Annotated in this window: 22 protein-coding genes and 1 other RNA gene; 9 read left to right on the top strand and 14 right to left on the bottom strand. The window is 67.3% G+C overall.

Features of this window, described 5'->3' with window-relative positions:
* Positions 1-82: 82 nt before the first annotated feature.
* Positions 83-937, top strand: a complete 855-nt coding sequence (locus CFB47_RS10825; RefSeq protein ID WP_089456325.1) for an endonuclease/exonuclease/phosphatase family protein — start codon at positions 83-85, stop codon at positions 935-937.
* 33 nt (positions 938-970) lie between these two features.
* Here the strand turns inward: CFB47_RS10825 and CFB47_RS10830 are convergent, their stop codons facing one another.
* The 10 genes from CFB47_RS10830 to ffs all read right to left on the bottom strand — a co-directional run bounded on the left by CFB47_RS10830 (position 971) and on the right by ffs (position 10598).
* Positions 971-1747: a 3'-5' exonuclease gene (locus tag CFB47_RS10830; RefSeq protein ID WP_039360281.1), complete on the bottom strand. Its 777-nt coding sequence runs from the start codon at positions 1745-1747 to the stop codon at positions 971-973.
* Between the two features lie 3 nt (positions 1748-1750).
* Complete coding sequence (rpoS, locus tag CFB47_RS10835) at positions 1751-2839, bottom strand: RNA polymerase sigma factor RpoS (RefSeq protein WP_089440232.1); 1089 nt, start codon at positions 2837-2839, stop codon at positions 1751-1753.
* A gap of 11 nt (positions 2840-2850) precedes the next feature.
* Complete coding sequence (locus tag CFB47_RS10840) at positions 2851-3738, bottom strand: peptidoglycan DD-metalloendopeptidase family protein (protein WP_089440233.1); 888 nt, start codon at positions 3736-3738, stop codon at positions 2851-2853.
* 5 nt (positions 3739-3743) lie between these two features.
* The gene (locus CFB47_RS10845; protein WP_089440234.1) at positions 3744-4676 is read right to left on the bottom strand and encodes a protein-L-isoaspartate(D-aspartate) O-methyltransferase; all 933 of its coding nucleotides are present in this window, start codon (positions 4674-4676) and stop codon (positions 3744-3746) included.
* On the bottom strand, positions 4673-5434 hold the full coding sequence (surE, locus tag CFB47_RS10850) for a 5'/3'-nucleotidase SurE (RefSeq protein WP_089440235.1): 762 nt from the start codon (positions 5432-5434) through the stop codon (positions 4673-4675). Before surE ends, CFB47_RS10845 begins: the two co-directional genes overlap by 4 nt.
* Positions 5435-5656: 222 nt before the next feature.
* The gene (locus tag CFB47_RS10855; protein WP_089425563.1) at positions 5657-6862 is read right to left on the bottom strand and encodes a CaiB/BaiF CoA-transferase family protein; all 1206 of its coding nucleotides are present in this window, start codon (positions 6860-6862) and stop codon (positions 5657-5659) included.
* A gap of 98 nt (positions 6863-6960) precedes the next feature.
* On the bottom strand, positions 6961-7557 hold the full coding sequence (gene recR, locus CFB47_RS10860; protein WP_006478665.1) for a recombination mediator RecR: 597 nt from the start codon (positions 7555-7557) through the stop codon (positions 6961-6963).
* Between the two features lie 31 nt (positions 7558-7588).
* Positions 7589-7915 carry a YbaB/EbfC family nucleoid-associated protein gene (locus tag CFB47_RS10865; protein ID WP_006482124.1) on the bottom strand — a complete coding sequence of 109 codons (327 nt, stop codon included), beginning with the start codon at positions 7913-7915 and terminating at the stop codon, positions 7589-7591.
* A 92-nt stretch (positions 7916-8007) separates the two neighbouring features.
* Entirely contained in the window at positions 8008-10371 is a 2364-nt protein-coding gene (locus CFB47_RS10870) for a DNA polymerase III subunit gamma/tau (RefSeq protein WP_089461157.1), read from the bottom strand.
* Between the two features lie 128 nt (positions 10372-10499).
* Positions 10500-10598, bottom strand: an RNA gene (gene ffs / locus CFB47_RS10875) — signal recognition particle sRNA small type.
* 403 nt (positions 10599-11001) lie between these two features.
* Here ffs and trxA point away from each other — a divergent pair.
* From trxA to CFB47_RS10915, 8 genes are all read left to right on the top strand, one after another.
* Positions 11002-11328, top strand: a complete 327-nt coding sequence (gene trxA, locus CFB47_RS10880) for a thioredoxin TrxA (RefSeq protein WP_006402348.1) — start codon at positions 11002-11004, stop codon at positions 11326-11328.
* A 193-nt stretch (positions 11329-11521) separates the two neighbouring features.
* Positions 11522-12784, top strand: a complete 1263-nt coding sequence (gene rho / locus CFB47_RS10885; protein WP_006478662.1) for a transcription termination factor Rho — start codon at positions 11522-11524, stop codon at positions 12782-12784.
* Positions 12785-12916: 132 nt separating this feature from the next.
* Entirely contained in the window at positions 12917-13417 is a 501-nt protein-coding gene (locus tag CFB47_RS10890) for a MerR family transcriptional regulator (protein WP_089461158.1), read from the top strand.
* Positions 13414-14970: an MFS transporter gene (locus tag CFB47_RS10895; RefSeq protein ID WP_089461159.1), complete on the top strand. Its 1557-nt coding sequence runs from the start codon at positions 13414-13416 to the stop codon at positions 14968-14970. Before CFB47_RS10890 ends, CFB47_RS10895 begins: the two co-directional genes overlap by 4 nt.
* A gap of 38 nt (positions 14971-15008) precedes the next feature.
* Entirely contained in the window at positions 15009-15842 is an 834-nt protein-coding gene (locus CFB47_RS10900; protein ID WP_089456330.1) for a zinc-dependent peptidase, read from the top strand.
* 157 nt (positions 15843-15999) lie between these two features.
* Positions 16000-16260, top strand: a complete 261-nt coding sequence (locus CFB47_RS10905; RefSeq protein WP_006753671.1) for a type B 50S ribosomal protein L31 — start codon at positions 16000-16002, stop codon at positions 16258-16260.
* A 144-nt stretch (positions 16261-16404) separates the two neighbouring features.
* Positions 16405-18237 (top strand): glycosyltransferase family 39 protein, encoded by a 1833-nt coding sequence (locus tag CFB47_RS10910; protein ID WP_089461160.1) that lies wholly within the window; start codon positions 16405-16407, stop codon positions 18235-18237.
* 2 nt (positions 18238-18239) lie between these two features.
* A complete protein-coding gene (locus CFB47_RS10915; protein ID WP_089440241.1) occupies positions 18240-19601 on the top strand; it encodes an MATE family efflux transporter in 1362 nt (453 codons plus the stop codon).
* 11 nt (positions 19602-19612) lie between these two features.
* On the opposite strand, the gene lipA is transcribed toward CFB47_RS10915, so the two are convergent.
* From lipA to CFB47_RS10935, 4 genes are read right to left on the bottom strand one after another with little or no spacing between them, the layout of a single operon-like run.
* Positions 19613-20578: a lipoyl synthase gene (lipA, locus tag CFB47_RS10920; protein ID WP_089461161.1), complete on the bottom strand. Its 966-nt coding sequence runs from the start codon at positions 20576-20578 to the stop codon at positions 19613-19615.
* Positions 20579-20580: 2 nt separating this feature from the next.
* Positions 20581-21696 (bottom strand): acetoin dehydrogenase dihydrolipoyllysine-residue acetyltransferase subunit, encoded by a 1116-nt coding sequence (locus CFB47_RS10925; RefSeq protein WP_089461162.1) that lies wholly within the window; start codon positions 21694-21696, stop codon positions 20581-20583.
* Positions 21697-21700: 4 nt separating this feature from the next.
* Positions 21701-22705: an alpha-ketoacid dehydrogenase subunit beta gene (locus CFB47_RS10930; protein WP_089440244.1), complete on the bottom strand. Its 1005-nt coding sequence runs from the start codon at positions 22703-22705 to the stop codon at positions 21701-21703.
* A 54-nt stretch (positions 22706-22759) separates the two neighbouring features.
* Positions 22760-23743 (bottom strand): thiamine pyrophosphate-dependent dehydrogenase E1 component subunit alpha, encoded by a 984-nt coding sequence (locus CFB47_RS10935; RefSeq protein ID WP_089461163.1) that lies wholly within the window; start codon positions 23741-23743, stop codon positions 22760-22762.
* Between the last annotated feature and the right edge of the window lie 56 nt (positions 23744-23799).

A 23799-nucleotide genomic window follows, 5' to 3' on the forward strand; every position in this document is an offset into this window, starting at 1 on the left:
GAGAGCGCCAGCGGCCACGTGCCCCGTGGCGCCGACTCAGGAACCGCCCTGGGCCGAGATCCGCCCGACAGGAGATTCGACCATGCAACTGATCGACTGGAACATCCAATGGGGTCGGGACGCGGACGGCAGCGTCGATCTGTCACGCACCGTCGCCACGATCCGCGCGCTCGGCGACTTCGACGTGCTGTGCCTGCAGGAAGTCACGCGCGGCTTTGGCGCACTGCCCGGCCGGCCCGGGGCAGACCAGTTCGCCGAACTCGCGGCGCTGCTGCCCGGATATACGATCGTCGACGCGATCGGTGCCGACTTGCCGCCCATTGAAACCGGCGCACCGCGCCGCCAGTTCGGCAACGCAATCGCGACCCGGCTGCCGGTCGGGCGCGTGCTCCGCCACTTGCTGCCGTGGCCGGCCGACGCCGGCGCGCCGTCGATGCCGCGCGTCGCGCTCGACGTCGAGTTGCAGACGTCCTTTGGGCCACTGCGGGTGGTCACCACGCATCTGGAATATTATTCGGCGCGCCAGCGGCTCGCCCAGGTCGACGCATTGCGCGACCGGCACCGCGAGGCCTGCGCGCACGCGGCACGACCGGCGCCCGCCGAAACCGCCGAGGGGCCATTCAGCGCAACCGGCCAGCCATGCGATGCAATCGTCTGTGGCGACTTCAACAGCGCGTTCGGCAGCGACGCCTATTGCCGACTCCTGGAGCCGATCCCGGACGCGCCGCGCTTCATCGACGCATGGGTCGCTCGACACCCGGGCCGCATGCCACCGCCGACGGCGGGTGTTTACGATACGGTGCAATGGTCGGAGGGGCCGCTCGCGTGCGACTTCGTGTTCGTGACCGATACGCTGATGCCGCGCGTCACGCGCTGCGAGATCGACGGCGACGTGCGCGCGTCCGATCACCAGCCGGTGCTGCTCGAACTGGCATGATCGCGCCGCCGGCCGCAGCGCACCTCGCCCGCGCTAGGCGTCGAATCCGGCCAGGTATTCGGCCCAGTGCGACGCAGGCTCCTGTGCAAGCGAGTTCTTCACGAGCAGGATCTCGTCCGCATACTCGCTCGGCGTCAGGCCGCCGCGCATCAACTGGAACCGGCAGTACAACAGGTAAGTATTGACGACGTCGGTTTCGCAATAGTTGCGGATTTCCTCGATCCGCCCGGCCTGGAACGCCGGCCACACCTGGCTGCCGTCCATCCCGAGCTTGCCCGGAAAACCGCACATCTTCGCGAGCGCGTCGAGCGGCGCATTCGCGCGCGCCTGATACATCGCGAGCACATCCATCAGGTCGGTATGCCGCGAGTGGTAGCGCGAGATGTAGTTGTTCCACTTGAAATCGCGGTCGTCCTCGCCGAGATCCCAGTAGCGGCTCGCAGGGATACCGTGCACGAGTGCGCGGTAATGGAGCACCGGCAGATCGAAGCCACCGCCGTTCCACGACACGAGTTGCGGCGTGTATTTCTCGATCACGCGGTAGAACGACTGGATCAGCGTCGCTTCGTTGTCCTGCGGCGTGCCGAGCGAGCGCACACGAAACCCGTTGTTGTCGCGGAACACGCAGGAAATCGCCGCGATGCGCTGCAGGTGGTGCGGCAGGAAATCGCCGCCGGTCTTCTCGCGACGGGCGGCGAATGCATGTTCGGCCACCGCGGCATCGTCGAGCGTCGCGGGCAGGTCTTCCAGACGGCGAATGCCGTCGACATCGGGAATCGTCTCGATGTCAAAAACAAGAATCGGAGTCATCAGTTACAGAACGGCGTCCTTGCGCACACCGTTGGAGGCGAAAAACCGCTTGAGGCGCACCAGCGCTTCCTGCTGGATCTGGCGCACACGCTCGCGCGTGAGTCCCATCTCGTCGGCCAGCTCCTCGAGCGTTGCCGGTTCGATGTGGTTCAGGCCGAAGCGGCGCTCGATCACGTGCCGATGCTTGTCGGACAGCCGCGACAGCCACGCGCGCGTCAGCGTCTCGAGCTCGCGGTGCTGCACCTCGGCGTCGGGCGACTGGCTCTGGTCGTCGGGCAGCAGGTCGAGCAGGCTGCTCGCGGGATCGAGGTCGAGCGGCGCGTCGAGCGACGCCGTGTGCTCGTTGAGCGCAAGGATGTCGGTGACTTCCTCGGCGGTCTTGCCGGTGAGATAGGCGATGTCGTCGATGCTGGCTTCGCGGCGCTCGGCCGCTTCACCCGTCGACATCGAGTTCTTTTCAAGGTGGCGCTTCGCGCGCAGCACCTGGTTCAGTTCGCGGATCACGTGCACCGGCAGGCGCACCGTGCGGGCCTGGTTCATGATCGCGCGCTCGATGCTCTGCCGAATCCACCACGTCGCGTAGGTCGAGAAACGGAAGCCGCGCGTCGGGTCGAATTTCTCGATGGCATGCATCAGGCCGAGGTTGCCTTCCTCGATCAGGTCGAGCAGCGGCACGCCACGGTTCAGATACCCCTTCGCGATGCTGACGACGAGACGCAGGTTGCGCTCGATCATCACCTGCCGCGCCTCGAATTCGCCGGCCTTGGCCAGACGCGAATAGCGCTGCTCCTCCTCGACGGTGAGCAGCGGCTTCACGCTGATGCGGTTCAGGTAATGCTGGATCGTGTCGGCCGTGAGCTCGGCCTGCAGTATCGTGCGGAAATCGTCGACATCGGGCGCCGCCTCGACACGGCCTTCGCGCTCGTCGTCGCCACCGTCCGCGTCGGCGTCGCGTGCCTCGAGGTCACGCTCGTTGTCCGCGACGTCGTCTTCGTCGTCCGTCGAAGCACCAGCTCGCCCCACCGATGCTTGCGTGGCTCGACTGATTTTCTCAGATTCGGCTTGCGGCTCGTGGCGCTTCGATTTCGGCATGGTCGTCTCGGTTATTGAGGCGGCAAATACTTCAGCGGATCGACAGGTTTACCCTGCCGGCGAACCTCGAAATGCAGCATCACGCGGTCGGAATCGCTGTTCCCCATCTCGGCGATCTTCTGCCCCTTCGTTACCGCGTCCCCCTCTTTTACCATCAAAGCGCGATTATGTGCATACGCCGTGAGGTAAGTTGCATCGTGCTTGATGATAATGAGGTTGCCGTAGCCGCGCAGGCCATTGCCGGAGTAGACGACGCGACCGTCGGCCGCCGCCTTCACGGTCTCGCCGGCCGACCCGCCGATATTGACGCCCTTGTTCTTCGCGTCGTCGAAACCGTTCAGCACGGGGCCGCGCGCGGGCCATGCGAACGTCACGGGGCCGCTCGGCGCGGCTGCCGTATCGCTCGATGCGGCGGCTGCGGCAGGCGGCGTCGCGACCGACGACGACGTGCCGGCGGCCGGCGCTGCCGGGCCGCTGCTGAGCGGCGCGGTCGCAACGGCGGCGCCCGCGATCGGCGCGGCGACCTGCGTGCCCGCCACGGCGGCACCGGCCTGCGGCGAAACGCGCAGCAACTGGTCGACTTCAATCTGATTCGGATTCGCCAGGTTGTTCCACGCGGCGATGTCGCGATAGTTCTGCCCGTTTTCGAGTGCGATCCGGTACAGCGTGTCGCCCGGCTTCACCCGGTAGTAACCCGGTGGCGCCGGCGGAAGCGGCGCCGCGGGCTGCGCGGTGCCGGTCGTGCCGAGCGAACCGGAGCGATCGACGACGGGCGCGTTGTCGAGCCGCGTCGCACAGGCGGCCAGAAGCGTGGAGAACGCAGCTACGCAGATCGCCCGCTGGGCGAGCGTGAGCGGTTCCCTGGAACGGTTGTTTTGCATCGCGCGCAACATACTCATCGGTTTCAAATTACTCCGGATTTTAAAGGGACAAAGAAAACGCGATCAAGCCGTGACTCTCGCCATTGCGCGTGCGCGACGCGCTCGACGAGCGTGAGCACCTGGTGCTGCCCGCTCTGCGCGCCGACCGGCGCGACGAGCCGCCCGCCGATTGCAAGCTGCTCGAGCAGCGCCTGCGGCACGTCGAGCCCTGCCGCCGCGATCACGATCGCGTCGAACGGGGCTGCGGACGGCAGGCCGACACGCCCGTCGCCGTAGTGCAGACGGATATTCGGCACGCGCAGCGGCCGCAGGTTCAGCTTCGCGCGCTCGTAGAGCGGCTTGATGCGTTCAATCGAATACACGTCGCGTGCCACGTGGCTCAGCACGGCGGCCTGATAGCCGCAGCCCGTGCCGATCTCGAGGACGCGCTCGAGCGTGCGGCCGGCCATCGCGAGCTCGATCATGCGCGCGACGACCGACGGCTTTGAAATGGTCTGCTGGTGGCCGATCGGCAACGCCGAATCCTCGTAGGCCTGCGTTGCGAGCCCCGGATCCACGAACATGTGTCGCGGCACCGCGGCCATCGCTTCCAGCACACGCGCGTCGGTCACACCGTTCGCGCGCAGCCGTTCGACCATCCGTTCGCGCACACGTTCCGACGTCAGCGCGAACGTGCCGGCCGGCGCGACGCTCGGCGCGGCCGGCTTCGGCATCGCGGGCTTCAGTGCGGTCGGCTTCGGTGCGGTCGCCGGCTTCGCGGCGGCGGAGCCGGGCAAGGCCGATCGCGTCGCAGCGGGCTTCACCGCAACCGGTTTCAGCACGGCCGCAGGCTTGTCGGCGGCCTTCGATGCCGAGACCGCCGCATGGCGTTCGCCGGCTCGACCTTCCGACTTGCGTGGCGCTCGCTTGAGATCTTCGAGCGCGAGCGGGAACCGCTTCGCGCGCTCGCCGCTCATGAAGCCCGCCCTCCGGCGCGCGCCCATTCGCGCGTCGCAGGCAGCATCTGCGTGTGCGTGAGGTCAAGCTGCAGCGGCGTGATCGACACGAAACCGTTTGCCACTGCATGAAAATCGGTGCCGTCGCTGGCGTCCAGCGCTTCGCCCGCCGCGCCGATCCAGTAGATCGGTTCGCCGCGCGGGTCGGTCTGGCGAATCACCGGCTGCGACGGATGACGCTTGCCGAGGCGCGTGACCTTCCAGCCTTTCAGTTCGTTGTACGGCAGGTTCGGAATATTGACGTTGAGCAGCGGCTGGCCCGGCAGCGGATGCGCGAGATAGTGCTCGACGATTTCCGCGGCGACGCGCGCGGCGTCCGCCAGATGGGCCCAGCCCTTGTCGACCAGCGAGAATGCGATGGCCGGCACGCCGAACATGATGCCTTCGGTGGCGGCCGCAACTGTCCCCGAATAGAGCGTGTCTTCGCCCATGTTCTGGCCGTTGTTGATCCCGGAAACGACGAGGTCCGGCCTGGCGTCGGCCATCCCCGTCAACGCGACGTGGACCGAATCGGTCGGCGTGCCGTTCACGTAGAAGAAACCCGTACTCGCCGCGCGCTGCACCGACAGCGGCCGCGACAGCGTGAGGGAATTCGACGCGCCGCTGCAGTTCTGCTCGGGCGCGATCACCGTGAGCTCGGCCAGCGGCTGCAGCGCGTCGCTGAGCGCGGCGAGACCGGGGGCGAGATAGCCGTCGTCGTTGCTGAGTAGGATTCGCATCCGGCGATTGTAACCGAGGAAAGATGGCGCGAGAGCGACAGTCCGGCGACTGCGGATGGACCGCTGCGGGCACCCGGACACGCTGCGCCGCCGCGTTGCGGCGCGGCGTTCCGCGTGCTCAGGAAAACGCTGCGCCACCCCGGGTTTTCTCCCGCCAACGGCGCGCCGTTGGGGAATGCCCAGTTCCGGGAGCCCGGCGCGAAGCGACAGGCCCGAGGGTGCTCAAATCGCGCCCGCTTCGCGCAGTGCGGCAATCGCCGGCGCGTCGTAGCCGAGGCCGCGCAGCACCTCGTCCGTATGCTCGCCGAGCTCGGGCCCGAGCCAGCGCGTTTCGCCCGGCGTGTCGGACAGCTTCGGCGTGATGTTCGGCAGCGGAATGTCGGTGCCGTCGGCCAGCTTGAAGCGCTGGATCATCTGCCGCGCGACGAACTGCGGATCGGTGAACATGTCGGCGGCGCTGTAGATGCGCCCGGCCGGCACGTCGGCCGCGTTGAGCACGACGAGTGCTTCTTCGATCGTGCGCGGCGCGAGCCACGCGGCAATCGCGTCGTCGATCTCCTGCGTGCGCGGCACGCGCCCGTCGTTTTGCGCGAGCGCGGGATCGTCCGCGAGGTCATCGCGCTCGATCGCCTTCATCAGCCGCTTGAAGATCGGATCGCTGTTGCCGCCGATCACGATGCTGCCGTCGCGGCACGCATACGTATTCGACGGCACGATGCCCGGCAGCGAGGCGCCGGTGCGCTCGCGCACCATCCCGTACACACCGTATTCGGGCACCACGCTTTCCATCATGTTGAAGACGGCTTCATACAGTGCAACGTCGACCACCTGCCCCGCACCGCCGTTGACCTTGCGGTGATGCAGCGCCATCAGCGCGCCGATCACGCCGTGCAGCGCGGCGATCGAATCGCCGATCGAGATGCCGATGCGCGGCGGCGGCAGTTCGGGATAGCCGGTGATGTGACGCAGCCCGCCCATCGATTCGGCGATCGCGCCGAAGCCGGGCCGGTCGCGGTACGGGCCGGTCTGCCCGTAACCGGACAGGCGCACCATCACGAGGCCCGGGTTCTCGGCCGACAGCACGTCGTAGCCGAGGCCGAGCTTTTCGAGCAGGCCCGGGCGGAAATTCTCGATCACGATGTCGGCCTCGCGCGCGAGTTGCCGCGCGATCGCCTTGCCGGCGTCGGCCTTCAGGTTGAGCGTGACCGATTTCTTGTTACGCGCCTGGACGGACCACCACAGCGACGTGCCGCCCTGCTCCGGATGGAGCTTACGCCACTTGCGCAGCGGGTCGCCACCGTTCGGATCCTCGATCTTGATCACTTCCGCGCCGAATTCGGCGAACAGCCGCGACGCGAACGGCCCCGCGATCAGCGTTCCGAATTCGAGCACTTTGACGCCCGCGAGCGGGCCCTGGCTGGTGCTCATGTGTCTCCTAGGGTCTGTTTACATATGGAACGTGCATGCGTTGCCACGAGAACGGCCGCTCGCGAGGCGCGCGACGCCGCCGGCCGGCGGCGCCCGGCTTACATCGTGCGGCGGTCGAGCATCGCGCGGGCGATGGTGCCCGCGTCGACGTATTCGAGCTCGCCGCCCACCGGCACGCCGCGCGCGAGGCGCGTGACCGCGAGCCCGCGCGCCTTCAGCGTCTGGCCGAGGTAGTGCGCGGTGGCTTCGCCTTCGTTCGTGAAATTGGTCGCGAGCACGACTTCCTTGACGACACCGTCGGACGCGCGCCGCACGAGGCGGTCGAAATGGATTTCCTTCGGGCCGATCCCGTCGAGCGGGCTCAGCCGGCCCATCAGCACGAAATACAGCCCGCGGTAAGTCATCGTCTGCTCGAGCATGATCTGGTCGGCAGGCGTCTCGACGACGCACAGCAGCGTCGGATCACGCTCTTCGTCGCTGCAGACCTCGCAGATCTGCGCTTCGGTGAACGTGTTGCACTTCTCGCAGTGCTGCAGGTGCTCGGTCGCGAACAGCAGCGACCGGCCGAGCCGCTCCGCGCCCTCCCGATCGTGCTGCATCAGGTGGACCGCCATGCGCTGGGCGGATTTCGGCCCGACGCCGGGCAGCACGCGCAACGCTTCGACGAGCGCGGACAGGGCGGACGGCTGTTTCATACGGCAGCAAAAAGTGACACGGACGCTACGCTCAGAACGGCAGCTTGAAGCCCGGGGGCAACGGCAGGCCCGACGTCATGCCGCTCATCTTTTCCTGCGACGTCGCTTCGGCCTTGCGCACGGCGTCGTTGAACGCAGCCGCGACGAGATCCTCGAGCATGTCCTTGTCGTCCGCGAGCAGGCTCGGGTCGATCGACACGCGACGCACTTCGTTGCGGCACGTCATCGTCACCTTGACGAGGCCGGCGCCCGACTGCCCTTCGACTTCGATCAGCGCAAGCTGCTCCTGCATCTTCTTCATGTTTTCCTGCATTTGCTGCGCTTGCTTCATCAGTCCGGCGAGGTTGCCTTTCAACATGGGAATACTCCTTCTTGATCGTGTGAAAACCGGCACGCGACGCGTGCCGGCCAATGTATGGGCGTGATTGTGCCTGTCGCGGGGCGCTCAGTTCAATGCAGCGTCGGCGGCGGGCCGTCCGGCGCCGCATCGGCGAGCGGACGCACCGAACCCTCGACGATGCGCGCACCGAAGTCGCGCACGAGCTGCTGGACGAACGGATCGCCATGAATCTCCTGCTCGGCCTCGCGCTGGCGAGCCGCGCGCGCGGCCGCATCGAGCGCCGCCGCCGTACGCCGTGCGGGCCCGACTTCGACGGCCACCTCGACCGGCTTGCCGAGCGCATCGGCCAGCGCGGCCTTCAGCTTCGCCACCTGCGCGGCGTCCGCATATTGCGGCACCGGCACGGAAAGTTTCAACGTCGTCGCGTCGACGGCCGTCAGTTCGCTGTTGAACGCGAGCTGGTACGCGACGCCCTTGAGCGGCAGCCGCGCGGCCAGCGCCGGCCATTCGCCGTCGAAGCCGAGCGGATCGAGTGCGATCGCAGGCGGCAACGGACGCGTGTCGACCGGTGCGGACGGACGGGTTTCCGCCGGCTTCGGTGTCACGCGCACGTCGTCGGGGCCGCTGTCGAACACCGGCACGAAGCCATCGTCGGGCGGGCCGCCGAACATTTCGTCGGCACTGAGCGGCACGTAGTCGTCGGGCGGGATGTCCTCCCACGGCGGCGACGCCTGGCGCGAATCGGCTGCCTGCGGTGCACGGGCCGCTGCGCGCGGCGTCGGCACCTGGACGGCGGCGGGACGCGGCGCGGCCGGCTTCTCGACGGCCGGCTGGGCGGCCGGTTTCGCGGCGGCGGCGCCTGCGCGCCCGCGATCGGACGACACGCGCATCCCCGCATTGCGCAGCACGTCGAGCGCGGCGGCGGCGCCTCCGGAACGCGCCGACGGACGCGCGGCGGGCTCAGGCGGCGCAGCGCGCGGCATCGGTTCGGCCGGCGCAGCCGGCTCGTCGCTTCGCTGCGCAACGGCAGCGGGCGGCTCGGGTTCCTTGCGGACAGGCGTCGCGGGATCGCCGGCCGGCTCCGCTTGCGGTACTGCAACCGTCTGCGGCTGCGGCGTTTCGATGACTGGCGCGTCAACCGGGGCCGGCGCGGCTGCTTCGACGACAGCCGGTTTCACGGCCGGCCGGTCCGTTTCGTCGCCCGACTGCACCGGCGCTGCGCGCACAACCGGTGCCGCCGGCGCTGCCGGGGCAATAGCCTGCGGCCGCGCTGCTGCGGCAGGTGCAGCCGATACCGGCTTCGCCGTAGCGGCCGATGCCGCCGCCATGCGCGGGCCAGGCACCGCGCGCGGCGCGGACGGCTGGCCGACCGGCGCACTGCCGGCGGCAACCGCCGGCTCGAACGCAAGCATCCGCAGCAGCGTCATCGTGAAACCGGCGTACTCGTCCGGCGCCAGGCCGAGCTCGGCGCGACCGACCGTCGCGATCTGATAGAACAACTGGACCTGCTCGGGGCTCAGCGTCTCGGCGAAGCGGCGCAGGTCGCCCGCTTCGGGCCATTCGTCGAGCACCGAGCCCGGTGCGAACTGCGCCCACGCGATGCGATGCAGCAGGCTCGCGAGATCCTGCAGCGCGGTCGAGAACGACAGGCTGCGCAGCGACATCTCATCGGCAATCGCGAGGATTTCCGGGCCGCCGCCTGCGGCGAGCGCGTCGAGCAGACGCACCATGTAAGTCTGGTCCAGCGCGCCGAGCATGCCCGACACGGCCGACTCGGTCACCTCGTTCGCCGAATAGGCGATCGCCTGGTCGGTGAGCGACAGCGCATCGCGCATGCTGCCCTGCGCGGCGCGCGCGAGCAGGCGCAGCGCCTGCGGCTCGAACGTGATCTGCTCTTCGCCGAGGATCCGTTCGAGATGCGACACGATGTGCCCGGCCGGCATCTGCTTCAGGTTGAACTGCAGGCAGCGCGACAGCACGGTGACGGGGATCTTCTGCGGATCGGTGGTCGCGAGGATGAACTTGACGTGCGGCGGCGGCTCCTCGAGCGTCTTCAGCATCGCGTTGAACGCGTGATTCGTCAGCATGTGCACTTCGTCGATCATGTAGACCTTGAAGCGCGCATCGACGGGCGCGTACACCGCGCGCTCGAGCAGCGCGGCCATTTCGTCGACGCCGCGGTTGCTCGCGGCATCCATCTCGACGTAATCGACGAAACGCCCTTCGTCGATTTCGCGACAGGCGCGACACACGCCGCACGGCTGCGACGTGATGCCGGTTTCACAATTGAGTGCCTTGGCGAAGATCCGCGACAGCGTCGTCTTGCCGACACCGCGGGTTCCGGTAAACAGATAGGCGTGATGGAGACGCCCGCCGTCGAGCGCGTGCGTAAGCGCCCTGACGACGTGCTCCTGGCCGACGAGCGAAGCGAAATCCTTCGGACGCCACTTGCGTGCGAGAACTTGATAGGTCATCGGGAAATTGTATCAGTAACGCTGCGTCGCGCCGACACGCGAAACGGTGCGGAAGACAGGCAAACGCGCAGGTAAAACGGAGTGGGGTGCAGAAATAAAAAACGCCCGGCGAACGGGGCGAGATGGAAGGTGACGAGCCCAACCCTCGGCACTGGCGGAAAACGATTGTGGCTGCTTCGTTCCCGACCTGACCAGGTTCACCGCCCCACCATGCGAGGAGGCCCGTCACGACATATTCTATCACCGCTTCCGGATGAATGCGACCGTTTGTTCGCATCAATGCGAATATGACCCGACAAACCGACGCGCATCGGGCCATGCAGCCCACCCGACGCGAATGACCTGCGCGTCCGCCCCTTGTAATTTGCAAGCCGGCCTCCACCTGCTGGACACAACGGTCGAACGCCGCGTCGTACCCCTACTCGCGTAGCGGCTACTATCGCCGCCCGCAGCAGATAGCAATTTAGGCTAATATGACGCCCGAACGACCCGCGAGCCGCGGCATGCAGCGCTTACACGCCTCCTTTCCGGAGAGTGGAGTGACCTGCCGCAGCGGCCGGCCCCCAACGGCGGCCGGTACGCCGCAACGCGCAAGCAGGCAGTCCCCGAACCGTAAGAGGTATTGACCCAATGAGCGAACAGATCAAACACATCAGCGACGCATCGTTCGAACAGGACGTCGTCAAATCCGACAAGCCCGTGCTCGTCGATTTCTGGGCCGAATGGTGCGGCCCGTGCAAAATGATCGCCCCGATCCTGGACGAAGTCGCGAAGGACTACGGCGACAAGCTGCAGATCGCGAAGATCAACGTCGACGACAACCAGGCAACGCCTGCGAAGTTCGGCGTGCGCGGCATCCCGACGCTGATCCTGTTCAAGAACGGCGCGGCCGCCGCGCAGAAGGTCGGCGCGCTGTCGAAGTCGCAGCTCACCGCATTCCTGGACAGCCACCTGTAATACAGGCAGTTCCGCGGACGTGTTGTCAGCCGGCAACACGTCCGTCGACAAGCCGCCGATCGCTCGCTCAAGCGCGAATCGGCCTATGCTAGAATTAAAAAACGTCTACAAGACGCATTTAAGTCTCTGAGCGCTTCCGCTCGCCCTCCTCCCTTTATTTCTTTCGTCGTCTCCTCCCTGGCGGGTTCTCCGTATGCATTTATCCGAGCTCAAGTCTCTGCACGTCTCCGAACTGATCGAAATGGCCAATGGCCTGGAGATCGAAAACGCGAACCGCCTGCGCAAGCAGGAGTTGATGTTCGCCATTCTCAAAAAGCGCGCCAAGACGGGTGAGACGATCTTCGGCGACGGTACGCTCGAAGTGCTGCCGGACGGCTTCGGCTTCCTGCGCTCGCCGGAAATGTCGTACCTCGCGAGCACCGACGACATCTACATCAGCCCGTCGCAGATCCGCCGCTTCAACCTGCACACCGGCGACACCATCGAAGGTGAAGTCCGCACGCCGAAGGACGGCGAGCGCTACTTCGCGCTGGTGAAGGTCGACAAAGTCAACGGGCAGCCGCCCGAGGCCTCGAAACACAAGATCATGTTCGAGAACCTCACGCCGCTGCACCCGAACAAGCCGCTGTCGCTCGAACGCGAAATGCGCGGCGAGGAAAACGTCACGGGCCGCATCATCGACATGATCGCGCCGATCGGCAAGGGCCAGCGCGGCCTGCTCGTCGCGTCGCCGAAGTCGGGCAAGACCGTGATGCTCCAGCACATCGCACACGCGATCAAGCAGAACCACCCGGACGTGATCCTGTTCGTGCTGCTGATCGACGAGCGCCCTGAAGAAGTGACCGAAATGCAGCGCTCGGTCGCCGGCGAAGTGATCGCATCGACGTTCGACGAACCGGCCACGCGCCACGTCCAGGTCGCCGAAATGGTGATCGAGAAGGCCAAGCGCCTCGTCGAAATGAAGCACGACGTCGTGATTCTGCTCGACTCGATCACGCGTCTCGCACGCGCGTACAACACCGTGATCCCGGCATCGGGCAAGGTGCTGACGGGTGGTGTCGACGCGAACGCACTGCAACGTCCGAAGCGCTTCTTCGGCGCGGCGCGCAACATCGAGGAAGGCGGTTCGCTGACGATCATCGGCACCGCGCTGATCGAAACCGGCAGCCGCATGGACGACGTGATCTACGAAGAGTTCAAGGGCACCGGCAACATGGAAGTGCACCTCGAGCGCCGCCTCGCGGAAAAGCGCGTGTATCCGTCGATCAACCTGAACAAGTCGGGCACGCGTCGCGAAGAAATGCTGATCAAGCCCGAGATCCTTCAGAAGATCTGGGTGCTGCGCAAGTTCATCCACGACATGGACGAAGTCGAAGCGATGGAATTCCTGCTCGACAAGATCCGCCAGACGAAGAGCAACTCCGAGTTCTTCGACCTGATGCGCCGCGGCGGATAATCGCCCCGCCCCGCACCCAAAAGACGGCCGCCCGCGCATCCTGCCCGGCGGCCGTTTTTCGGTGCCAACATGAACGTGAACGTACAGGTTGATCTATAATCGCGTCATCGCCCGAATCCCATCCTCCTCCCGATGCCGAATGACACCTCCACTCCGCTGCTGACCGTGAGCGATGCGGCGTCACGGCTCGGCGTCACGCCGCGCACGCTGAAGTATTACGAGGAGCGCGGGCTCGTCTCGCCGTCACGCAGCGAAGGCCGCTACCGCCTCTACGACGAGGCCGATCTCGAGCGCTTCTCACGCATCCTGCGGCTGCGCGCGCTCGGTTTCTCACTGCACGGCATCACCGAGATGCTGAAGCGCCCGCTGGAAGAAACGGGCGACGGCCGGCGCCGCTATTCGGACGCGTCGCTGCGCGACATCCGCACCGGCCTGGCCGAGCAGGTCGACACGCTCGACCGGCGGATCGCGGCCGTCCAGCGCGAACTGAAGGAAGCCGTCGCGCTGCGCAAGGAACTGCAGCACGACATCGACTACGTCGAACGGCGTCTTGCCGGCGAAAACGCCGATGCGCTGATCGCGCAGCGGCAGGCCGAAGCCGGCACGCGGCGCACGCGCAAGGCGCGCGAGTGAGCGCGATGCCCGGTCGCTCGCCGCTGTGGAGCCGCGCGAACCTGCGCGCGGACCTGTTCCCGTGGGCGCTCGCGCTCGTTACTGGCATCGACTACTTCGACAACGCGATCTTCTCGTTCTTCGCGAGCTACATCGCGGGCGGCATCAACGCATCGCCCGATGAACTCGTGTGGTCGTCGAGCGCTTACGCGGTCACGGCCGTGCTCGGCATCCTGCAGCAGCAATGGTGGGTCGACCGGCTCGGCCATCGCCGCTACGTCGCCGGCTGCATGCTGATGTTCTCGTTCGGCGCGATCGCGGCCGCGCTCGCCGACACGTCGCTCGAACTCGCGTTCGCGCGCGGCTTTCAGGGCTATTTCATCGGCCCGATGATGGGCGCGTGCCGGATCCTGATCCAGATCAGCTTCAAGCCGCAAGAACGGCCGCCCGCGACACGCGCGTTCCTGATCATGATCCTGCTCGGCAGCGCGCTCGCGCCAATTGTGGGCGGCCTGCTCGTCGCACATTCGACGTGGCGCGCGCTGTTCGTATGCTCGGCGCCGGCCGGCATCGCGTTCGCGATACTCGCGCTACTCACGCTGCCCGATTCGGGCCGGACACCCGACGACGAACGCGGCTCCGGACACTTCTGGCCGTATGTCATGTTCGCGCTCGCGCAAGGTGCGCTGCAGATCGTGCTGCAGCAGGTGCATTACCAGCTCTACAGCGGCTCGCCGATGCTGATCCTGCTGACGATCGCGGGGATCGGCGCGCTTGCGTGGTTCGCGTATCACCAGTGGCATCATCCGACGCCGCTCGTGCGCCTGCACGCGTTCCGCGAACGGACGTTCCAGGTCGGGCTGCTGCTCTACATGTTCTATTACTACGAGTCGACGGGCTTCAGTTACCTGACGTCGCGCTTTCTCGAAAGCGGACTCGGCTATCCGGTCGAGAACGCCGGGCGGCTGGTGGGCACGATGTCGCTGATTTCGGCCACCGCGCTGTTCGCGTACCTGCGTTACGCGAAATTCGTCACGCACAAGAAGTGGTTCGTCGTGCCGGGGTTCGCGATCGCGATCACGGCCGCGCTGTGGATGACGCGGATGACGCCGCAGGTCGGCGAAGCCGCGCTGATCGTCCCGCTGCTGCTGCGCGGATTGCTGCTGCTCTTCATCGTGCTGCCGGTGGCCAACCTGACGTTCCGGATCTTCGCGATCGACGAATATACGCACGGCTACCGGCTGAAGAACATCGTGCGGCAACTGACGATCTCGTTCGCGACGTCGTCGGTGATCATCGTCGAACAGCACCGCGTGGCCGTGCACCAGACGCGGCTCGTCGAGCGTGCCAACGTGTTCGACCCGCTGTTCCAGCAGACCGTCGATGCATTGATGCGCAGCTATGCCGCCGCCGGCCACGCGTTGAACGAGGCGCACGGCCTCGCGATCGCGTCGATCGCGCGCATGGTCGCGCAACAGGCGTCGTTCCTCGCGTCGCTCGACGGCTTTTACTTCCTGGCGGGCGTGGCGCTCGTCGGCGGCCTTTTTGCGGCATGGCAAAAAGAGATCGATTGAGTTAAAAGACAGGCTTTGGATTTCCGCGAGCCGCCTTCATGCTCTCGAAACTGACCCGCTGGTTCGACGACCGCCGCCGCGACCGCGCGCTGCGCAGCCACCCGATTCCCGACGCGCTGTGGCAGGACACCGTCGAGCGCCTGCCGTTCCTCGCGGCACTGCCGCCCGACGCGCTCGGCCGGCTGCGCGAACTGACGAGCCTGTTCGTCGCGAAGAAATCGTTCTCGACCGCGCACGGGCTCGAGCTGACCGATGCGATGATCGTCTCGATCGCCGCGCAGGCCTGCCTGCCCGTGCTGAATCTCGATCTGTCGCTGTATGACGGCTGGGTCGGCGTCGTCGTGTATCCGGGCGAATTCGTGATCCGCAAGACGGTGCAGGACGAGGACGGGGTCGTGCACGAAGTCGAGCAGGATGCGAGCGGCGAAGCCTGGGAAGGCGGCCCCGTGATCCTGTCCTGGGAAGACGCGCAGATGACGGACGGCCACGACGCGTACAACGTCGTGATCCACGAGTTCGCGCACAAGATCGACATGGTCAACGGCGCGGCCGATGGCTATCCACCCCTATTTCGCCGCTGGCACGCGCCGCACCTCGATGCGCAGGCCTGGGCCGATGTGTTCGAACACGCGTACGACCAGTTCTGCGCGCGCGTCGACGCGGTGCCGGACCGCGCGTGGGCGCGCTTCGAGCGGGATTCGCTGATCGATCCCTATGCCGCCGACCACCCGTCGGAATTCTTCGCGGTATGCAGCGAAGCGCTGTTCGTCCGGCCGAAAGCGTTCGAGTCCGAATTTCCGGAGTTGTACCGGCTGCTCGCGCGCTACTACCGGCAGGATCCGGCCGGCACCGGCGCGCTCGACGCACCGTGAAAATTATTCGTCAACCATCTGATTTTCTGGCATAATCGCCGTTTTTCGACCTTAGGCAAGTGGCTCGCGCCGGGCTTGGCGTCCTCCGGTTTGCGCAATATGCGCGTTCCGGCACGGCAAGCGGCGGGTTGGCTACCGCTCTCACCAAGGAAAGACCATGAAAGAAGGCATCCACCCGAACTACCGCGAAGTCGTCTTCCAAGACATGTCGAACGGCTTCAAGTTCATCACGCGCTCGACGATCCAGACGCGCGAAAACATCGAACTCGACGGCAAGACCTACCCGCTCGCCAAGATCGAAGTGTCGTCGGAATCGCACTCGTTCTACACGGGTCAGCAAAAGATCATGGACACGGCAGGCCGTGTCGAGAAGTTCAAGAACAAGTTCGGCGTTCGCGCCAGCGGCAAGGCGAAGTAAGCTTCGCATTGCATCCGGTGGTTGCATTGCACCGGTACCGCACAAAAGGGCAGCCCAGGCTGCCCTTTTTTGTCTCTGCTCGCCCGGCAGGCGCCAGCCGGCGCCCGGGCATCGACCTGACGCGCAACAGCGGGCGCGTCTACAATGCCGGATGCTCGAAACCGGCTCGACCGCGCGCGTCCGCGCCGGCCACCCGCCCATAACAAATCGCTCATCTGCATGAAGCCTGTCGTCCGTCTCACCGCCTCCGCCACGCGCGCGCTACCGCGCTGGCTGCTGCTCACGCTCTGCTTCGTCTACGCCGCGTTCGGCCTGTTCGGCCGCGACCCGTGGAAGAACGAGGACGCGGCAGGCTTTGGCGTGATGTGGACGATGGCCAAGGGCGGCTGGCACGACTGGCTGCTGCCGAATCTGGTCGGCAAGTTCATCACGACCGACGGGCCGCTCGGCTACTGGCTCGGCGCGCTGTCGATCCGCGGCCTGGGCCCGTGGGTCGACGCAAGCAACGCGTCGCGCGTCGATACCGGCCTGCTGTTCTGCGTCGCGTGCGCATTCGTCTGGTACGCGGCCTACCTGCTCGGCCGGCGTGCCGAAGTCCAGCCGTTCAAGTACGCATTCGGCGGCGAGCCCGAGCCGCGCGACTACGGCCGCACGCTGGCCGACGGCGCGCTGCTGGTGCTCGTCGCCTGCTTCGGCCTCGCGGAGCGCGGGCACGAAACGACGCCGCAGCTCGCGCAGTTCGCGTGGATCGCGATGCTCGTCTACGGGATCGTGCGCGGCATCGACAAGCCGATGCAGGGCGCGCTGTGGTGGGGCCTCGCGATGGGCCTTGTTGCGCTGTCCGGCAATCCGGTGCTGGTCGTCGCGCTGCTCGCCGGCACGGCCGTGCTGTGGCTCGTCACGCCCGAGATGCGCAACCTGCGCCTGCCGCTCATCGGCGTGCCGCTCGCGGCCGCGATCTTCGCGCTGTGGCCGCTGGCCGCGTTCGTCGCGGCGCCCGACGATGCCGCGTGGTTCTTCAACCAGTGGATCCACGGCAGCCTGATGCGTTTCTCGGGCCCGCCGACCGCGGTGCTCGGCTATGCGGCGAAGAACCTGCCGCTGTTCACGTGGCCCGCGTGGCCGCTCGCGATCTGGGCATGGTGGAGCTGGGCCGGCATGCGCCGCCGTGCGCACATCGCGATTCCGCTGTCGGTCGCGGTGCCGCTCGTCGCGCTCGTGATCCTGCAGAGCCAGCAGTCGAACCGCATGTACATGCTGCTGCTGCCGCCGCTCGCGGTGCTCGCGACGTTCGCGCTGCCGACCCTCAAGCGCGGCGCGATCAACGCGATCGACTGGTTCGCGGTGCTGAGCTTCACGATCCTCGGCACCTTCGTGTGGCTCGTGTGGCTCGCCTCGATCACGGGCTTCCCGCATCCGCTCGCGCGCAACCTCGCCCGCCTCGTGCCCGGCTACGAGCCGCACTTCAAGATCCTGTCGTTCATCTGCGCGGTGATCGCCACCGTATGCTGGTGCTTCCTGGTGCGCTGGCGCATCTCGCGGCAGCCGAAGGTGCTGTGGCGCAGCGTCGTGCTGTCGGGTGCGGGCACCACGCTGATGTGGGTGCTGCTGATGACGCTGTGGCTGCCGATCGTCAACTACGGCCGGACCTATCGCGACGTCGCGCAGCAGATCGCCGTGCACCTGCCGTCCGACTACGAGTGCATCTCGCCGGTGCGGCTCGGTGACGCGCAGATCGCGACCTTCGCGTATTTCGGCAACATGCGCTTCGATTTCTCCGGCGACTGCGACGTGATCCTGCGCCAGGACCGCTCGGACTTCGGCGAGCCGAGCTCGATGTCGCAATACGTGTGGCGTCTCGTGTGGGAAGGCCGCCGCGCCGCCGACCGTGACGAGCGCTTCCGCCTCTACGAGCGCATCGAACGGCCGAAGACGCCCGTCAAGCGGCGTCCGCCGCGCCGCCAGCCGGCCGATTGACGATGTTCGGCGACATCCGCCGGATCGTCGGTCTCGCGTGGCCGGTGCTCGTCGGCCAGCTCGCGATCATCGCGTTCGGCGTGATCGACACCGCGATGGTCGGGCGCTACTCGGCCGTCGATCTCGCCGCGCTCGGGCTCGGTTCGTCGATCTACATTTCGATCTATATCGGCTTGACGGGCATCCTGTCGGCGCTGCAGCCGATCACCGGGCAGCTGTACGGCGCGCGCCGCTACGCCGAGATCGGCGAAGAAGTGCGCCAGGCGCTGTGGCTCGCGCTGCTGCTCGCGGTGCCCGGCTTTCTCCTGCTGCATTTTCCCGAACCGCTGCTGCGCGTCGCGCACACGCCCGCCGCGCTGCACGACCGCACCGTCGACTACCTGCGCATCCTGTCGTACGGGCTGCCCGCCAGCCTCGTCTTCCGCATCTACAACGCGCTGACCAACGCGGCCGGCAAGCCGCGCCTCGCGATGATCCTGCAGATCGGCGCGCTGCTGCTCAAGTTTCCGCTCAACGTGTGGTTCATCTTCGGCGGGTTCGGCGTGCCGGCCCTGGGCGGCCCCGGCTGCGGGCTCGCCAGCACGCTGATCAACTGGGCGCTCGCGCTGATCGGCTACACGCTGCTCGCGAAGCTCGACGTATTCGCGCCGCTCGCGATCTTCTCGCGCTTCTGCTGGCCGGTCTGGGCGCGCCAGAAGGCGATCCTGAAACTCGGCGTGCCGATGGGCCTGTCGTACCTGATCGAGGTCACGTCGTACACGTGCATGGCGCTGTTCATCGCGCAGTTCGGCACGACGACACTCGCCGGCCACCAGATCGCCGGCAACATCGGCGCGGTGCTGTACATGACGCCGCTGTCGATCGGCGTGGCGGCGTCGACGCTGGTCGCGCGCGCGCTCGGCGCCGGACGGCCCGAGGAAGCCCGGCTGCTCGGCCGGCACAGCGTGATCTTCGCGTGCGGCATTGCCGCGACCTACGGCCTGCTCGTGTTCGTGCTGCGCCCGCTGATCATCGGCGGCTATACGCCGAACCCGGCCGTCGCCGCGGCCGCGATGCCGCTCGTCGCGATCGTCGCGTGCTACCACGTGTTCGATGCGCTGCAGGTCACGTCGGCGTTCGTGCTGCGCGCCTACAAGGTCGCGGTCGTGCCGACCGTGATCTATGCGGTCGCGCTGTGGGGCGTCGGTCTCAGCGGCGGCTATGCGCTCGGTTTCGACGTGGGCGGCATCGCGCCCGCGTGGCTGACCGGCGCGCGCGGCTTCTGGTTCGCGAACACGATCAGCCTGATGCTCGCGGGCGCCGGGCTCGTGCTGTACCTGCGCCGCGTCAGTCGTGCGCATGCCGCCGCTTCCACGTCCGCCTGACGCGCCGCCCGTTACGTCTCCTCCAGCACGTCGGCCGCGTGATACGACGACCGCACGAGCGGGCCGGCGACGACTTCCCTGAAACCGAGCAACAGCGCCTCGTCGCGCCACGCGGCGAATGCATCCGGGCTCACGTAGCGCCGCACGGGCAGATGGTGTTCGGACGGCGCGAGATACTGGCCGAGCGTAAGCACGTCGACGTCATGCGCACGCAGGTCGCGCAGCGTGTCGCGCACTTCGTCGTCGCACTCGCCGAGCCCGAGCATCAATCCCGATTTCGTCACCAGCTCAGGCCGTGCCCGCTTCGCCTGCGCGAGCAGTTCGAGCGAGCCGCGATAGTCGGCGCCCGGCCGCGCCGCGCGATACAGCGACGGCACCGTCTCGATGTTGTGGTTGAACACGTCGGGCCAGGCCGTCGACAGCGCATCGAGCGCGCGGGCCACGCGGCCGCGGAAGTCCGGTGTCAGCACTTCGACGCCGATGCCCGGCACGCTCGCGCGCACCGCCGCGATGCAGGCGGCGAAATGCGCGGCGCCGCCGTCGCGCAGGTCGTCGCGATCGACCGACGTGATCACGACGTAGCGCAGCCCGAGCGCCGCGGCCGCATCGGCCAGCCGCGCGGGCTCGTCGGCGTCGAGCGGGTCGGGGCGGCCGTGCGCGACGTCGCAGAACGGGCAGCGCCGTGTACACAGGCCGCCCATGATCATGAAGGTCGCCGTGCGCTGCGCGAAGCATTCGCCGATGTTCGGGCACATCGCCTCTTCACAGACGGAATGCAGCCGATGGTCGCGCAGCACGGCAGCCATGTCGGCGACCGCCGCGCTCATCATCGGCCGCGCGCGCAGCCACGGCGGCTTCGGCAACGCCGCACCGGCCGCGGGCTCGACGCGCACCGGAATGCGCGCGAGCTTGTCACGGCTTCTCGCGCCCGGCTGGCCGAGCGCCGTGAGGCTGGGTCGTTCGAGCGCGGCGGCCATCGTCAGTCTCCGAGAAACGCGACGATCAGGCGGTTCACGTCGGCGGCCGCCTCCATCTGCACCATGTGCCCGCTGCCGGGGATCACCTCGGCACGCACGCCATCCGGCAAACCCCGCGCGTGCTGCGCGGGGATCACCTGGTCGTGCTCGCCCCAGATCACGAGCGTGCGCGGCGCAAGCGTCGCGAGCCGGTCGCGGAACACGCGCCGCTGCGCGGCACCGTCGAACGCGGCATGCGCGATCTTCTCCAGCGCGGCCTGCACGCCTTCGAGCCGCTTGTACTTGACGAGATCCTCGACGAGCTGCCGCGTGACCAGCGCGTTGTCCGCGAACAGCGCGCCGAGGTGCGGCTTCAGCGTGTTGCGGCTATTGCCGGCGACGAAGCCGTCGATGTAAGCGCGGTTGATGTCGGTGCCGAGCCCCGCGCTCGCGATCAGCGTCAGCGACGCGACCCGCTGCGGCGCGCGCTCGGCCGCCGCCATCGCCACCGCGCCGCCCATCGAATGGCCGATCAGGTGGGCCTGGTCGATGCCCTTCGCATCGAGCAGCGCGAGCACCGCGTCGGCCAGCTCATCGAGGCTGCCCGTCTCGACCGTCTTGCCCGACTCGCCGTGACCGGGCAGGTCGAGCGCCCATACCGGCCGGTGCGCGGCGAGATCCGCGTGATTGAACAGCCAGTTGTTGAGATCGCCGCCGAAGCCGTGGATCAGCACGGCGGGCATGCCGCCGCCTTCGCCAAGTTTCAGGAAGCGCACCGTCCGGCCGCCGATCTGCGCCTTCTCGGGCTGCGGGCCCGCGGCTTCGTCGGACGCCGCGCTCGGCACGAAATCGCGCTGGAATTCGGCGATCGCCGCGTCGATGTCGGCATCGCTCGCGTCGGCGGCCGCGACGACGCCGAGCAGCGCGCCGACCGGCAGCGTCTCGCCTTCCTGCGCGACCTGCCGGCGCAGCGTGCCGTCGAACGCGCATTCGACGCCCGACGAGATCTTGTCGGTCTCGACGTCGAGCACTTCGTCGCCCTTCGTCACGCGTTCGCCGAGCGCCTTCAGCCAGCCGTTGACCTGCCCCTGCTCCATCGACAGCCCCCACTTGGGCATCGTGATCATGTGAATCGACATCGTGTCAGCTCCTCGTCTTCAGGACCGCCTGCGCAATCGCATCGGCGGACGGGATATACAGGTCTTCCAGCACGCTCGCGAACGGCGCGGGCGTATGCGGCGCGGTCACGAGCTCGATCGGCGCCTTCAGCGCATGGAACGCGCGCTGCGCGACGAGCGCGGCGATATCGGTCGCGATCGAGCAGCGCGGGTTCGCTTCGTCGACGACCACCACGCGCCCGGTGCGCTCCGCGCTTTCGAGGATCGTGTCCTCGTCGAGCGGCGACGTCGTGCGCAGGTCGATCACGTCGACCTGGATGCCGTCCTTCGCGAGCTTCGCGGCCGCGTCCATCGCGAGATGCACCATCCGGCCGTACGTGACGATCGTCGCGTCGTCGCCGTCGCGCATCACGTTCGCTTCGCCGAACGGAATCGCATAGGACTCCTCCGGCACGTCGCCTTCACGGGTATAGAGCAGCTTGTGTTCGAGGAAGATCACGGGATCGTTGTCGCGGATCGCCTGGATCAGCAGCCCCTTCGCGTCGTACGGCGTCGACGGGCACACGACCTTCAGCCCCGGAATGTGCGTGAACAGCGACGTGAGCATCTGCGAGTGCTGCGCGGCCGCCCGCAGGCCGGCGCCGTACATCGCGCGGATCACGACCGGCGTCACGGCCTTGCCGCCGAACATGTAGCGGAACTTCGCGGCCTGGTTGAAGATCTGGTCGAAGCACACGCCCATGAAATCGATGAACATCAGCTCCGCGACGGGCCGCATCCCGCACGCGGCGGCGCCGACCGCCGCGCCGATGTAGCCGCCCTCCGACAGCGGCGTATCGAGCACGCGGCCCGGAAACTTGTGGAACAGCCCCTTCGTCACGCCGAGCACGCCGCCCCACGCGTCGTCCTCGCCCGGCGCGCCCGCGCCGCCCGCATTGTCCTCGCCCATCACGATCACGCTGTCGTCGCGCGCCATTTCCTGCGCGAGCGCCTCGTTGATCGCCTGCGAATAAGTGATTTTCCTTGCCATGTCTGTCTCCTGGAATGTTCGGTTCGCCGTGTCGGCCGCGGTATCAGGCCGCACTCACGGGTACGACACGTAGACGTCGGTCAGCAGGTCGGCGGCATCGGGTACCGGCGCGGCCTTGGCCTGCGCGACTGCATCGTCGATCAGCGCCTTCACCTGCGCATCGACCGCGCGCAGGTCGGCGGTCGTCAGCGCTTCGGCCCGCACGACGCGCGTTTCGAAATGCTTCAGGCAGTCCTTCTCGTCGCGCAGCTTCTGCACTTCGCCCGGTGCGCGATAGGTTTGCGCATCGCCTTCGAAGTGGCCGAAATAGCGCGTGAACTTCACCTCGACGAGCGTCGGGCCGCCGCCGTTGCGCGCGCGCTCGACGGCTTCGCCGAGCGCTTCGTGCACCGCGAAGAAGTCGAAACCGTCGACGATCACGCCCGGCATCCCGAACCCGTTCGCGCGATCGGCGATGTTGTCGGTCGCGACCGACCAGCTCGACGACGTCGCTTCCGCATAGCCGTTGTTCTCGGCCACGAAGATCGCGGGCAGCCGCCACACCGACGCGAGGTTCATCGATTCGAAGATCACGCCCTGGTTCGACGCGCCGTCACCGAAGAAGCACACGCCGACGCCGCCGGTCTTCCTGTGCTTCGCCGCGAGCGCGGCGCCGCAGACGAGCGGGCCGCCCGCGCCGACGATCCCGTTCGCGCCGAGCATCCCCATCGACAGGTCGGCGATGTGCATCGAACCGCCCTTGCCGTGGCAGACGCCCGTCTTCTTGCCGTAGATCTCGGCCATCATGCCGTGCACGTCGACGCCCTTCGCGATGCAATGGCCGTGGCCGCGGTGCGTGGTTGCAACGTAGTCGGCGAGCCCGAGGTGCAGTATCGTGCCGACCGCGGACGCCTCCTCGCCCGCATACAGGTGAACGAAGCCGGGGATCTCGCCGGTCGCGAATTCGACGTGCAGGCGCTCCTCGAATTCGCGGATCGTGCGCATCAGCCGGTAGGCGTCCAGCAGTTTGTCCCTGCTGAGCTGTGTCGAAGCGGTCATGTGTGTCTCCTGGGTAGGTCTGACTGCGAATGCCGCCGCGGCCGGGCCGCGGCGAC

It is taken from the genome of Burkholderia sp. AU27893 (assembly GCF_002223205.1).
GTDB lineage: Bacteria > Pseudomonadota > Gammaproteobacteria > Burkholderiales > Burkholderiaceae > Burkholderia.